This is a genomic window from Kushneria pakistanensis, assembly GCF_014652795.1.
In the GTDB taxonomy this organism is placed as follows: Bacteria; Pseudomonadota; Gammaproteobacteria; order Pseudomonadales; family Halomonadaceae; genus Kushneria; species Kushneria pakistanensis.
On record NZ_BMZM01000004.1, the window covers coordinates 220,136 to 233,439 of the forward strand.

The following is a 13,304-nucleotide window of genomic DNA, read 5'->3' on the forward strand; positions in this document are numbered from 1 at the left end:
TGCCCTGTGAGCGAACGTTATCAGGGCAAAAGCGGCACCGACGCATCGGCAGCGATCTGCTGACCATTGACGATCAGCGTACGCCGGTCACCGGTGGGCACCTCGATGCGAAGCTCGTGATAGGCCGGACGATAGTGGCCCCGGGTCTGCCAGTCGAGATGAATGCTGTCATCGTCGCAGACCAGCTCCAGCGTCATGACCAGTGCGCCCGGCCCCTGATCGAGATGACTTTCGCCATCGTCATCGAAAACCGTGACAGTGCGCTGGCCCTGTTGGGCAAAGGGGTACACGCGCAGGGCGCGAACATCGTCGCGCTCGGCATCGACATGGGCGATACGCTCGGAGGTGGGAATGACAGTGCCGGCACGGACAAAAAGCGGCAGGTGCTCAAGCGGGGCATCCACCGTAATGGTCGTGCCGGGGGCGAAGTGCTGATCTCCCCCGAAGGTGTACCAGCCATCATGATTGTCCGGCAGATAGAGCGTACGTTCGCGCGCGTCCTGTTCCATGACCGTGGCGACCAGCAGATCACGACCGAGCAGAAACTCATCGTTTTCCTCAAACGTCTGCGCGTCATGTTCATGATCCAGCAGGGTCGGGCGGATCATTGGTTCATGCGCCTCATGAGCCTGCCATAGCAGGGTGTAGAGATAGGGCAGCAGGCGATAGCGCAGCTCGATGGCCTGGCGCACGGCGTCTACGGCTTCCGGGTACATCCAGGGCTCGTTGACCGTGCCGTCATCGTTCCATGAATGAATGGTGAAGCGCGGATGCATGACGCCATTTTGCACCCAGCGAATGAAGAGTTCGGCATCCGGGCGGGGGCCGGCAAAGCCGCCCACATCGTGACCGATATTGGAGATGCCGCTCAGCGAAAGCCCCAGCCCCATGCGCTGGTTGTAGCGCAGCGTGCGCCATTCGGTGCGGTTGTCTCCCGTCCATGTCTGGGCATAGCGCTGAAGTCCCGGCCCACCCGAGCGCGTGATCAGAAAAGGGCGCTTGTCCGGCGCATGCCGGGCCTGGGCGTCATGAGATGCACGCACCATCAAAAGCGACAGTACCGGCTTGGCGACCGAGGCGGTCAGCGGGGTGCCAAACCCTGCCAGTCGCGCCTGCTGGTCGATGATCTGAAACTCGTTGTTGTCGTTCCAGCTGCTGTCGATGCCCAGCTCCAGCAGCTGCTTTTGCAGGTTGTCCTGCCACCACTGCTGGGTCGCCGGATTGGTGAAATCCAGATGCGAGCCATCAGCGTCCCAGAACGGCGAGATTTCCGGCGTGCCGGTGTCGGAATCGGCAACGAACAGCCCCTTGTCGGCAACCTCGTTATAGGCCGGATGATCCGTCAGCAGACAGGGCTTGATATTGGCGATCACCCGCATGCCGGCATCATGAAAGCGCTTTACCATGGCTTCGGGCGAGGGGACCTTGTCACGGTTCCAGGTGAAGACATAGCGCTTGGCACCGATCGACGAGTAGCCCGAGGAGAGCTGGAACGAGTCGCAGGGGATGGCGTGCTGCTGACACAGGTCAACGAATTCGCCGAGCCGCTCCTGGGCGTTGGGGGCGTCAGTGTAGTGCATGGTCGAACCCGAATAGCCCAGTGACCATTTCGGGCCGAAGGCGACCCCGCCGGTGAGTCGGGTAAACTCCTTGACCACATCCAGCATGGCCGGGCCGAGCAGAAACCACATGTCGAGATCGCCGTCCTCGGCGCGAAACGCACGATAGGGCGGGTGATAGTTGTCGAGCTCGTTGCCCAGATCAAAACGCGAGGTCGAGAGGTTGTCGTAGAAAATGCCGTAGGAAAGGCCCTCGGCTGTGCGGGTAATCGTAAAGGGAATGTGCTTGTACAGTGGGTCGGTACGGTCGGCGCGATAGCCCATGGCATCGAGCGTTCGCATTTCAAAACGTCGGCCGGAACGCTCCAGATCGCCGCTTTTTTCGCCCAGTCCGTAGTAGCGCTCCTCATTATTGCGGGCCATGTAGTGCTCGACGCCTGAGCCATGACGCGCTACGGCAATGCCGCCGGTGGATCGATCCCGGGCCAGGGTGATCCACTGGCCCTGATGGCGCACCGCCCACTCCAGTCGCAGGGGGCGGCGGACGGTCAGGCGCAGGTTCTCCATTTCAACGACGAGGCCATCGGCGGTCTCTTCCCAGCGCCACGGCGGCGTATCGAATCCTTCAGTGGAGAGACGATTGCGCCCCTCGCGAGCGAGATCACCGTGCGGGTCGATCGACCAGGTGTTGGCGGGGTTGGGATGTTCAGGGCGATAAAGGAAGACACGGACGATATTCGAGGCCATTGGGAAAAGCACCATATGGTGCTTGCCGGTCTCGAGCACGAGGCGATCTTCCATGACGTCGTGAAGTGACCAGTCGGATAGAAAGCGCATGTTGACCTCGTTAATTCAAAAGCAGGTTGGGCAGCGCAAGGCTGATCTGGGGGATATAGGTAATCAGAAGCAGCATCGCCAACAGTACAAAAAACATCGGAATCAGCGGTCGCACGACGCTGCTGATCGGCACGCCGGCAATGGAGCTGCCCACAAAAAGCGCACTCCCTACGGGCGGGGTGCAGATACCGATACACAGATTGAACGTCAGCACCACGCCGAAATGGACGGGGTCCATGCCGAACTGGGTAACAATTGGCAAGAAGATCGGGGTGAAAATCAAAAGCGCCGGGGTGATGTCCATGAACATGCCGATACACAGAATCACCAGGTTGATCAAAAGCAGAATCACCAGTGGATTATCGGAAAGACCCAGCAACAAATCGGAAAGTTGCTGGGGAATGCTTTCAAGCGACATCGACCAGGACATGGCACCGGAGACCGCAATCAACGGCAGCACGATGGCCGTGGTCATGGCTGCATCCAGCACAATGGTCGGCAGGGTGCGAAAGGTGACGGTGCGATAGATGGCCATGGTCAGCACCAGCGTATACACCACCGCAATGGCCGAGGCCTCGGTCGCGGTAAAGACGCCCGTGATGATGCCGCCAATCACGATGATCATCAGCAGCACCGAGGGAATGGCGTGTAACAGTGTGGTCACGACGTCCTTGCCGGTAGGGCGTGAAGAGGTCGGATAGCCGCGGCGTTTGGCAATCACACCGGCCACCACCATGAGCCCCAGACCCATCAGAAGACCAGGCAGATAGCCGGCCACAAACAGCGCCGCAATGGAGGTGCCGCCGGACACCAGCGAGTAGACGATAAAGGTAGAGCTTGGGGGAATGAGAAGCCCTGCCGGGCTGGAGGCAATATTGACGGCTGCAGCGTAGCCGGGCTCGTAGCCCTCGCGCTTTTGCAGCGGGGTCATGACGCTGCCAACAGCGGCGCAGGAAGCCACGGCCGAGCCCGAGATGGAACCAAACAGCATGTTGGCGACCACGTTGCAATGCGCCAGGCCGCCCGGCAGGCGCCCCACGATCAGTCTGGCCAGGTCGATCAGGCGGATGGCAATACCGCCGTGGTTCATCAGACTGCCGGCCAGAATGAAAAAGGGAATCGCCAGCAGCGTAAAGCTGTCCAGCCCTGCCAGCATGCGCTGAGCCACGACATAAGCACTGGTATCCAGCGAGAAGGCAGTGCACAGCGTGGCAAGCGATGCCAGGCCAATGGCATAGATAATGGGCAGGCCCAGCATCATTAAAAGAAAAAACGTCCCGAACAGGAGGGCGGCTTCGATCACCATGATGTGTCACCTTCCTTTGGGGTTGGCATATCCCTTGACCCGGCAAGCCGCAGCATCTGCAGACAGGCATGAAAAGCGATAAAGGTACCGGATAACGGCAGTGCCAGATAAATCCAGCCCATGTACCAGCCCAGAACGGGCGTGGTCTGCGCGGTTGAAAGCGTCGTCACGACCAGGCTTCCACCGCCATAGACCATGATGTAGCCGGCAAAAAACAACACCAGCAGCTGAAGAAAGCACAGAAGCCATCGCCTGGCGGGCCAGGCAAGTGCTTCAGGAAGCAGGTCAATGGAAAGGTGGCGCATTCTGCCCGAGGCGTAGGCCGCACCCAAAAGCCCCAGCCAGATCAGGGCAAAGCGGGCCATTTCATCAGTGGCAGTGGTCGGGGTATCGGTAAGATAGCGACTACCGACTTGGACGGTCACCACTACCACCAGCAGGAAGAAAAGAACGATCAGCATTGCGCCCAGAAGACGGTCAAGAAAGGATGACACCCTGTTCAATGCGAGAAGAAATCCCTGAGAAGAGGGCATCAAATCTCCTCCTTGTATGATGTATGACCTTGACGGTTAAAGTCAGCATGTCGCTATCTTATTCCTTCAGCAACCTGGACATTGGTCGCTTTGACGCCAGTCGTTGCGCCTGATTAGCTTTCGAAAAATGGTGGCAATGTTCAGGAGTTCGGCCGCGTGATTAATCGTCGTAAATTTTGCACGCTGACGGCCGGCACCCTTCTTTTAGGGCCAATGACATCTTCATGGGCAGCGCGATCCGACTCGCATGAATTACGGTTGAGTCATAACCTGACCACCGATCATTCCGTGCACAAGGCCATGGCCATGATGGGGGAGCGCCTTTCTGAACTGACCAACGGGGCGGTGACGCTGCGTATTTACCCCGGCGCGCAGCTGGGCACACAGCGTGAATCCGTCGAGCTGGTACAGCGTGGCATTCTGGACATGGCCAAGACCAATGCCAGCGAGCTGGAAGCCTTTGACCCGGTCTTTTCGGTATTAAATGTTCCCTATCTGTTCACGAGCCGGGATCATTTCTACCAGGCGCTGACCGGCGAGATCGGTCGCGAACTCTTTCAGGCCTCGCGTAACCGGGGCTTTGAAGGAGTAACCTTTTATGATTCCGGGGCGCGCAGTTTTTACGCCACGCGTCCAATCCATACCCCTGATGATCTTTACAACATGAAGATCCGGGTCCAGCCCAGTGCCACCGCGATTGCCATGACGCAATTGCTGGGCGCGAGTCCGACACCGCTGGATTTCGGCGATCTTTATACTGCACTGCAGCAGGGCGTCGTGGATGGCGCCGAGAACAATCCCACGGCACTGGTAACGGCCAATCATGGGGAAGTTTCCAAATTCTTTACCCTTGATGAGCACACGCGGGTGCCCGACATGCTTGTCATTTCATCAAAAGCGCTGGAGCGATTGTCGAGTGCACAGCGCGAGGCGCTCTATCAGGCGGCGCATGAATCAATGATGTTTCAAAAGGATGCCTGGGAAAGTGCCAGCGAGCAGGCAATCGCCACGGCCAAGGCTGACATGGGGGTTGAATTCATTCAGGTCGATCAGGCCTTGTTTGCCGACAGGACCCGGCCGCTTCGTAATGACATTGCCGCACAATCGGCGCAATCTAAAAAAATGATTCAAAAAATCGAGCGTCTGTCGGCATGAATCATGCGGTGTCCAGCCCCGAAGGTTGATATCTCAAAAAGTTGATATCTCAAAGGAGAATGTCGTGCTCAATCGTCTGTTGGTGACCGGCGCTGCCGGTGGGCTGGGTCAGGCCCTTCGCCCGTATCTGTCGCGTCTGGCTCGCCATGTGCGGCTGTCCGATATCGTGGCGCTGGAAGGAGCGCAGGATCACGAGGAGATCGTGCGCTGTGATCTGGCCGATGCCGACAGTGTCAGCGCGCTGGTGCGCGACTGTGACGGCATCGTTCATCTGGGCGGTATCTCGGTAGAAAGCCCCTGGCAGAGCATCCTGCAGGCCAATATCATTGGTACCTATAACCTGTATGAAGCGGCCAGACACTATGGTCGCCCGCGGGTCGTCTTTGCCAGCTCCAACCACACCATCGGTTATTACCCGCGTACGACGCACATCGATACTGACTCACCCCGTCGGCCCGATTCCCTTTACGGGGTCTCCAAATGCTTTGGAGAGGATCTCGCCAGCCTCTACTACCACAAGTTCAATATCGAAACCCTCAACGTGCGAATTGGCTCGTGCTTCCCCAAACCGGCCGACACCCGAATGATGGCCACCTGGATGAGCGTGGAAGATTTCGTGGCACTGCTGGAGCGGGCGTTCGTGGCACCGAAGCTGGGCTGTACGGTGATCTACGGCGTCTCGAACAACAGCGAACGCTGGTGGGACAACCGCAAGTCCTCGTTTCTGGGCTGGGTGCCCAGGGACAGTTCCGAACCCTGGCGTGCCGAAACCGAAGCCGCGGCAGGGGAGATTGACCCGGATGATCCGGCCGTCGTCTACCAGGGGGGCAAGTTTGCCAGTACCGGCCATCCCGACGATTGAAAGCACGCCCACCCAATAGTATCTGACACCGTCGGCGCCTCAAAAGGGCGTCGGCGGTTTGCGTCTGGCCTGAGCCATTGGGCAGGCTTTTCCCCGTCAGCCTTTTGTCCTGCTGCCTGATGCGCGGCGACAGGACGCCAGAGACTTCCTCTCACGGGGCATGTGTCCAAAGTTCAATGTACCAAGGTCGCGTAGTCGTAAATGTATGATGTATGACACCTTCGCAGTTCCATCCGTTGATTGACGCCGCCTGAAACCGACACTGCATCGACGTATTGCCAGACACGCAGCACCGGGTAAATCGCAGCATGCAGTGACGGGCTGACATTCAGCGAGACCTCCATTCATCAAGGGACTGCCATGGCGCAACATACCGATACACCAACCATTGTGGCCATGCGGGTCATCCCCGTGGCCGGGCGCGACAGCATGCTGCTCAACGTGGGTGGCGCGCATTCCCCCTTCTTCACGCGCAACATTCTGATTCTGGAAGACAGCGCCGGGCGAGTGGGCGTGGGGGAAGCCCCCGGCGGCGAGACCATCCAGCGCTCGCTGGAACAGGCCCGCCAGGTCGTGGAAGGCCAGTCACTGGGCAGATTGCGCTCGATGGTGTCAAGGCTTTCGGCCAGCGGTCAGCGCGCGGACTTCAACGATTTCGGCAAGGGTGCCTGGACCTTTGAGCTGCGCGTCAATGCCGTGGCCGCGCTGGAGGCCGCGCTGCTGGATCTGATGGGCCAGCATCTGGGCGTGCCGGTGGCCGAGCTTCTGGGCGAGGGCAAGCGACGCGACAGTGTCGAGGTGCTGGGGTATCTCTTTTTCATCGGCGACGGTGAGAAAACGCCGCTGGGCTATCGTCAGTCAACGCCGCATCAGACGCACGACTGGTATCGCCAGCGTGACATGGCCGCCATGACGCCCGAGCGTATCGTGGAACTCGCCGGCGCGGCGCAGGATCGCTACGGCTTTCGCGATTTCAAGCTCAAGGGCGGCGTGCTGGCCGGCGAGCGCGAAATAGAGGCCGTGACGGCACTGTCAAAAGCCTTTCCCGAAGCGCGCACCACCATCGACCCCAACGGCGCCTGGTCCCTGCCGGAGGCGATCAGCCTGTGCAAGGACCTTCACGGCGTGCTTGCCTACGCCGAAGACCCCTGCGGCGCGGAAGAGGGCTTCTCGGGTCGCGAGATTCTCGCAGAGTTTCGTCATGCCACCGGTCTGCCGGTGGCCACCAACATGGTGGCCACCAACTGGCGTGAAATGGCCCACGCCCTGATGCTGCGCTCGGTCGATATCCCGCTGGCCGATCCTCATTTCTGGACGCTTTCCGGCGCCGTGCGGGTGTCACAGCTGTGTGCCGACCATGGCATGACCTGGGGCTCGCACTCCAACAACCATTTCGATATTTCGCTGGCCATGTTCGCCCAGGTCGGCGCTGCCGCCGTGGGGAACATGACCGCACTGGATACCCACTGGATCTGGCAGGAGGGCGATGCGCGTCTGACCCGCGAGTCTCCCGAAATCATTGATGGGCGTGTCGCGGTCACCGATGCGCCCGGCCTTGGCATCGAGCCCGACATGGAGGCCATCGAGAAGGCGAACGCGCTGTATCGCACCCTGCCGGCCGGTGCGCGAAACGATGCCACTGCCATGCAGTATCTGATTGATGGCTGGACGTTTGATCCCAAGCGCCCGGCGCTGGTGCGTTGATCCTGGCTGCAGGGCCACATGACGACTGGAGAACAACATGAAAAAACTACTGGGCACACTGGGTCTTGCGACCACGCTGATGTTTGGCGGCCAGGCCGCACTGGCGGCGGAGTATCCCACCAAAAGCGTTGACATGATCGTGCCGTTTTCCGCCGGTGGCGGTAACGACACCTTCGTGCGCGCCATGCAGCCCATGCTGGAAAAGCGGCTGGGGCAGAGTCTGGTGATTCGCAATATTGCCGGTGGTGGCGGGGCGGTCGGCATGTCGCGTGCCGTGGCATCAAGACCCGATGGCTATACCCTGCTGGCGGCCAGCAACGCCATGCTGACGCTTGAAGCCATGGGCAACGTCGCCTTTACGCATAACGATTTTGACTTCATCGCCAAGGTGGTCGAAGAGCCCTATGTCATTGCTGCACGCGGCGACGGCCCCTATCAGGATCTGGATGCCCTGCTGGAAGCTGCCCGCGCGGGCAAGGCCATCAAGGTCGGTGTATCGGGTGTCGGATCATCGGCGCATATCGCGGCGGTAGCGATGGCCAATACCACCGGGGTCAAGTTCAACATCATTCCTTACCCCGGCGGGGCAGAAACCATCTCTGCCGCCATGGGCGGTCACATTGACGCCGTTGTGCTGGGCGGTTCGGAGCTGCGTTCCGTGCTGCAGTCCGAGCGCTTGAAGGCGCTGGCCATGACCTATGACGAGCGCAGTGATTCCTTGCCCGGCGTACCGACCTTCAAGGAAGAGGGCCATGATCTCTCCCTGACGGTATGGCGTGCCATTGCAGCGCCGAAAGGACTGCCGGAAGACGTCAAGCAGACCTGGGTTGCTGCCATCAAGGACATTCTCGACAGCGGCGAATATGACCAGACCGCGGCCAATCTGGGGACCGATGTGGCGCCCCTGTATGGCGAGGCGCTGGATGAGTTTATCGAAAACTCGGCCGTCACCATGAACGAGGCGGCCGGCGAGCTGGCCCGATAACGTTCGACATCCCTGTCGCTCAACGCCGGCGCTGCCAGCAGCGTCGGCGGTTCTTGTGGAGACGGTATTACAATGGCACAGGATATTGGCAAGCCAGTCTTTGACCTGATACTGCTGGTGGCGTCAGCCACCGGCTTTGTCATGGCCTCCCAGCTGCCCGACGTGGTGGTATTGGGTGATCTTTCCCCGGCCTTTTTTCCCCAGCTGATTTCGGCACTGGTCTTTATCTGCGCCGTGCCCTGTCTCATCCGTGATACGCGCCAATGGCTGGCAGCGCGTCACACCAGCGCATCAACTACCGCGCCACTGTCCACGGATACATCGGCCTCGCCATCCGCACCTCAAAAGGCGTCATCCGCACCTCAAGAGGCCCCGGCCACGCCATCACGCGGGCGTCGCAATACTCTTCAGTGGCTGTTTGTAGTGGCGGTATCACTGGCCTACATCGTGATGTTTGAACCGCTGGGCTATGTCATCAGCACCACGCTTTTCTGCCTTGCCTGCGTGATCGGGCTGTGGTGTATCGGTGGCAGTCACAAGGGCATGACGGGTGCTGCAATGCTCAAAAACATTGCCGGTTATGCGGTGTATGCCCTGGTGCTGGCCATGGCGATTTACATCGTTTTCACCCGCGTGTTTCAGATTCCCCTACCCAATTGAGCCGGAGTCGCAAGGCCCGGATGCCTGATAACAGGGCAAGGAGTGCAGGATGATTTCCGGATATCTGGAAGGGCTGGGCATGGTGCTGCAGCTTGGTACGCTGCTGGCCATTGCCGGCGGCACATTTCTGGGCATTCTCATGGGAGCACTGCCGGGGCTGACATCGGCCATGGCCGTGGCACTGCTGCTGCCGGTGACCTTTGGCATGCCGCCCGTCATGGGAATCGGCATGATGCTGGGCGCGCTGTGTGGTGCCGGCGCCAGCGGCTCGATTCCGGCCATTTTGCTCAATATTCCGGGCACGCCGTCATCGGTGGCGACCACCTTTGATGGCTATCCCATGGCGCAGAAGGGTGAAGCCGGGCGTGCGCTGGGGCTGGCCATTGTTGCCTCGTTTGTCGGCGGGGTGGCCAGCATGATCATTCTGAGCCTGCTGGCACCGCCCATTGCCGATTTTGCCCTGCGCTTTGGTGCTGCCGAGTACTTTTCGCTGAGCATCTTTGGCCTGGTCATCATCGCCTCGGTGGCCGGCAAGTCACTGCTCAAGGGCATGATCGCCGGGCTGCTGGGCTTTTTTGCCGCCACGGTCGGTACCGACCCGATCACAGGCGTTGGTCGATTTACCTTCAATGAGCTCTCGCTGCTGACCGGCATCAATCTGCTGCCGGCCCTGATCGGTCTTTTTGCGGTCTCTCAGGTGTTAAAGGATGCCTTTGAATATGACCCGAATGAGCGCCTTCAGGCCAGCACGCATCGTATCGAAGGCGCACGTCCGCGCTTTGTGGAAACGTTGCAGAACTGGCGGGCACTGCTGGCAGGCATTTTGTCGGGGTCCGTGGTCGGGCCGGTACCCGGGGCGGGCGGCAGCATCGCCTCGCTGGTGGCCTATGACCAGACCCGGCGGTTTTCAAAACATCCTGAAAAATTCGGTACCGGACACGGTGCCGGCATTGTCTCGGTGGAAAGCGCCAATAACGCGCTGCTGGGTGGTGCATTGATCCCCACCCTGGCACTGGGGATCCCCGGCGAGGCGGCCACGGCCGTGCTGCTGGGCGGGCTTTTGATCCAGGGGATTACGCCGGGGCCGATGCTGTTCGCGGATCAAGGCGGCACGATCTACGGCATTTTCCTGGCCTATCTGGTCGCCAACGTGTTCATGCTGTTGATCATGTGTCTGGGCATCAAGCTGTTCATTCGCGTCCTGATGGTGCCGCGCAAGCAGCTTTTGTCCGCCATCCTGGTGTTCTGCTTTATCGGGGTGTATGGCGTTGACGGCGATGTCTTCAATCTCTATCTGATGCTGGGATTCGGCATTCTGGGTTACTTCCTCAATCGCTACGACTTTGGCACGGCGCCGGTCATTCTGGGATTGATACTGGGCCCGATTGCCGAATCCAATCTACGCCGCGGGCTTCAGACCTTTGAAGGCGACTGGACGCCATTTTTTACCCGGCCCATCAGTCTGGCCTTTCTGGTCGTGGCGCTGGGCCTGCTGGTGCTGACGCTCTGGCAGAACTACCGCGCCAATCGTTCTGCGCCGCCCGGGGGCGCTACCTGACCGCTGGAGTCCACCATGACACGCGTTACCTTCGAGCAGTTGTTTAGCGTGATCGAGCGCGCCCTGCGGTGCGCCGGGCTGACGCCGGATGACGCGGCGTTATGCGCCCGCATCCATGCCGAGAGTACCCGCGACGGGGTGAATTCCCACGGCCTTGATCGCATTCCCAGGCTGGTGGACTACCTTGCACGCGGCTGGGTCGATCCTCAGGGGCTGCTCGAGCCGGTTCAGGCGCTGGGAGCGCTGGAAGTCTACGACGGGAACCAGGGGCTGGGCGTGCGTCATGCCCTGCAGGCAACCGAGCGGGCCATTGCCCTGGCCCGGGAGCACGGCATGGGGCTGGTGGCAGTGCGCAATACGACCCACTGGATGCGTGGTGGCACCTATGGCTGGCATGCCGTGGAACAGGGCATGGCCGCCATCATGTGGACCAATACGGAATCCTGCATGCCGGCCTGGGGCGCAAGCAGCGAGAGCATCGGCAACAATCCGCTGGTCATGGCCGTACCCGGCGGCCGGGCACCGCTGGTGCTGGATATGGCCATGTCACAGTTCTCCTACGGCCGGCTGGGCGTGTTGAAGGAACGCGGCGAGCAGCTGCCGGTAGCGGGCGGTTTTGATGAGCATGGGCAGCTCACCCGTGACCCCGGAGTCATTCAGGCGACGCGACGCATTCTGCCCACCGGCTACTGGAAAGGCTCAGGGCTGGCCATTCTGCTCGATGCCATGGCGGCGCTCCTGTCGCAGGGACGGGCAACGCATGAGATCGACGGGGTCGAGCGCGGCAGTGGCACCGGCAGCTCTCAGGTATTTCTGGTGTTTGATCCGCAGCAGCTGGGCGGCCTTGATGCCTGTCACGCCATGGTGGATGACATGACCGCGCATTTGTCACAGGCGACACCGGATGAGTCTGGCCGCGCAGTACGATGGCCCGGCGCATCCACCTTTCATCGTCGCCACGACACTGCCGATATCGAGGTCAATCCCGACATCTGGGAGGCGGTGCAGCGGCTGGCGGGGCCGGGAGACGTTTGAAAAGAAGAGCGTCAGGGGAGGAGAGAAGGGCGCCGCCCGGTCAGGCAGCGCGCCGATCGGGGTTATTGGTTGCTGTCTTCGGCAACCTTGCGTGAGGCCGGAATCATGACCTCGGCCATGTCGGTCACGTAGGTATCAAGTTCTTCACCAAAAAGCGGGCTGACCTCCACTCCGGTGCTCTCGGCAAAGCGCTTGAACTCGGGTGCCTCGATCGCCTTTTTGACGGCCTCGACCCAAGCCTTTTCCACGTTCTCGTCAACGCCTGTGGGGGCGGCAATGCCGCGCCACTGGCTGACGGCCAGATCAAAGCCCTGCTCCTTCATGGTCATGACATCCGGCAGCAGTTCACTGCGCTGACCGCCGGTGGAGAGCACTGCCTGCAGGCGATTGCCACGAATCTGTGAAAGCACCTCGGAAGGATTGACCACCACGGCATCCACATGACGGCCCATCAGCGCCGAAATGGCCGGTGAGCCTCCATCAAAGGGGACAACCTGAACCGGAATGCCCAGCTGGCTGCCCAGCATGGAGGCTACCACATAGGTGGAAGAGCCCACGCCGGAGGTGCCGACCTGCAGCGGCTTGCCGCTTTTTTTCAGATCGGCCACCAGCGCCCTGGCGTCCTGCCACTGGTCATTGTTGTTGCTGACCAGCAGATAGGGCTCCTCGGTAATGCGCGCCAGATAATCGAAGTCCTGATACTTGAAGCCGACGTTGCCCAGACCTTCCAGCGTAAAGTTCTGATTGTTGGCCAGCGTGAAGGTATAGCCATCGGGTTTGGCGGTCACGGTACGGGTCAGCGCCAGCGCACCGCCGCCGGCACCCATGTTGCGCACCACGATGGTACGCCCCAGTGATGATTCAAGCCCCGGCTGGAGGGCGCGCATCAGCGTATCGGCCGCGCCGCCCGGTGAGGCCGGAATGATCATGTCGATATTTTTGGTCGGATAGTCTGCCGCCCAGGCGGCTGCCGGCATGGCAGTGGCCATGATCAGTACGGATAGTGTCTTTTTCATGCGTGGCAATTCCCTCTCGGGGTAAAGACATGACGACCGCCAGGCAGTGTCATCCTCGCCCACGGTTGTCTTCGGACAACAGGGGTTATCTTAC

At 60.4% G+C, this 13,304-nt stretch carries 11 protein-coding genes; 7 read left to right on the top strand and 4 right to left on the bottom strand.

Going from position 1 to position 13,304, the window contains the following annotated elements; translation table 11 throughout:
• Positions 1 to 20: 20 nt before the first annotated feature.
• From IE123_RS14550 to IE123_RS14560, 3 genes are read right to left on the bottom strand one after another with little or no spacing between them, the layout of a single operon-like run.
• On the bottom strand, positions 21 to 2,396 hold the full coding sequence (locus IE123_RS14550; protein ID WP_189519518.1) for a glycoside hydrolase family 31 protein: 2,376 nt from the start codon (positions 2,394 to 2,396) through the stop codon (positions 21 to 23).
• Positions 2,397 to 2,406: 10 nt separating this feature from the next.
• The gene (locus IE123_RS14555) at positions 2,407 to 3,702 is read right to left on the bottom strand and encodes a TRAP transporter large permease (protein ID WP_189519520.1); all 1,296 of its coding nucleotides are present in this window, start codon (positions 3,700 to 3,702) and stop codon (positions 2,407 to 2,409) included.
• Positions 3,696 to 4,235 carry a TRAP transporter small permease gene (locus IE123_RS14560; RefSeq protein WP_189519522.1) on the bottom strand — a complete coding sequence of 180 codons (540 nt, stop codon included), beginning with the start codon at positions 4,233 to 4,235 and terminating at the stop codon, positions 3,696 to 3,698. Before IE123_RS14560 ends, IE123_RS14555 begins: the two co-directional genes overlap by 7 nt.
• A gap of 258 nt (positions 4,236 to 4,493) precedes the next feature.
• On the opposite strand from IE123_RS14560, the gene IE123_RS14565 reads away from it, so the two are divergent.
• From IE123_RS14565 to yiaK, 7 genes are all read left to right on the top strand, one after another.
• Entirely contained in the window at positions 4,494 to 5,390 is an 897-nt protein-coding gene (locus tag IE123_RS14565) for a TRAP transporter substrate-binding protein (protein ID WP_229819786.1), read from the top strand.
• A gap of 64 nt (positions 5,391 to 5,454) precedes the next feature.
• A complete protein-coding gene (locus IE123_RS14570) occupies positions 5,455 to 6,252 on the top strand; it encodes an NAD-dependent epimerase/dehydratase family protein (RefSeq protein WP_189519525.1) in 798 nt (265 codons plus the stop codon).
• Positions 6,253 to 6,612: 360 nt separating this feature from the next.
• The gene (locus IE123_RS14575) at positions 6,613 to 7,956 is read left to right on the top strand and encodes an enolase C-terminal domain-like protein (protein WP_189519527.1); all 1,344 of its coding nucleotides are present in this window, start codon (positions 6,613 to 6,615) and stop codon (positions 7,954 to 7,956) included.
• A 37-nt stretch (positions 7,957 to 7,993) separates the two neighbouring features.
• Positions 7,994 to 8,941, top strand: coding sequence for a tripartite tricarboxylate transporter substrate binding protein (locus IE123_RS14580; RefSeq protein WP_189519529.1), 948 nt, complete (start codon positions 7,994 to 7,996; stop codon positions 8,939 to 8,941).
• A gap of 72 nt (positions 8,942 to 9,013) precedes the next feature.
• Positions 9,014 to 9,601: a tripartite tricarboxylate transporter TctB family protein gene (locus tag IE123_RS14585; protein ID WP_189519531.1), complete on the top strand. Its 588-nt coding sequence runs from the start codon at positions 9,014 to 9,016 to the stop codon at positions 9,599 to 9,601.
• A gap of 49 nt (positions 9,602 to 9,650) precedes the next feature.
• On the top strand, positions 9,651 to 11,159 hold the full coding sequence (locus tag IE123_RS14590; RefSeq protein ID WP_189519533.1) for a tripartite tricarboxylate transporter permease: 1,509 nt from the start codon (positions 9,651 to 9,653) through the stop codon (positions 11,157 to 11,159).
• 15 nt (positions 11,160 to 11,174) lie between these two features.
• Positions 11,175 to 12,194, top strand: coding sequence for a 3-dehydro-L-gulonate 2-dehydrogenase (gene yiaK, locus IE123_RS14595; protein ID WP_189519535.1), 1,020 nt, complete (start codon positions 11,175 to 11,177; stop codon positions 12,192 to 12,194).
• A 62-nt stretch (positions 12,195 to 12,256) separates the two neighbouring features.
• Here yiaK and IE123_RS14600 read toward each other — a convergent pair whose 3' ends face one another.
• The gene (locus tag IE123_RS14600) at positions 12,257 to 13,210 is read right to left on the bottom strand and encodes a tripartite tricarboxylate transporter substrate binding protein (protein WP_189519537.1); all 954 of its coding nucleotides are present in this window, start codon (positions 13,208 to 13,210) and stop codon (positions 12,257 to 12,259) included.
• Positions 13,211 to 13,304: the final 94 nt, after the last annotated feature.

Coding starts and splice junctions, on each gene's coding strand:
- IE123_RS14550 (WP_189519518.1), bottom strand. CDS start 2,396: ATGCGCTTTCTATCCGACTGGTCACTTCACGACGTCATGGAAGATCGC.
- IE123_RS14555 (WP_189519520.1), bottom strand. CDS start 3,702: ATGGTGATCGAAGCCGCCCTCCTGTTCGGGACGTTTTTTCTTTTAATG.
- IE123_RS14560 (WP_189519522.1), bottom strand. CDS start 4,235: ATGCCCTCTTCTCAGGGATTTCTTCTCGCATTGAACAGGGTGTCATCC.
- IE123_RS14575 (WP_189519527.1), top strand. CDS start 6,613: ATGGCGCAACATACCGATACACCAACCATTGTGGCCATGCGGGTCATC.
- IE123_RS14580 (WP_189519529.1), top strand. CDS start 7,994: ATGAAAAAACTACTGGGCACACTGGGTCTTGCGACCACGCTGATGTTT.
- IE123_RS14585 (WP_189519531.1), top strand. CDS start 9,014: ATGGCACAGGATATTGGCAAGCCAGTCTTTGACCTGATACTGCTGGTG.
- IE123_RS14590 (WP_189519533.1), top strand. CDS start 9,651: ATGATTTCCGGATATCTGGAAGGGCTGGGCATGGTGCTGCAGCTTGGT.
- yiaK (WP_189519535.1), top strand. CDS start 11,175: ATGACACGCGTTACCTTCGAGCAGTTGTTTAGCGTGATCGAGCGCGCC.
- IE123_RS14600 (WP_189519537.1), bottom strand. CDS start 13,210: ATGAAAAAGACACTATCCGTACTGATCATGGCCACTGCCATGCCGGCA.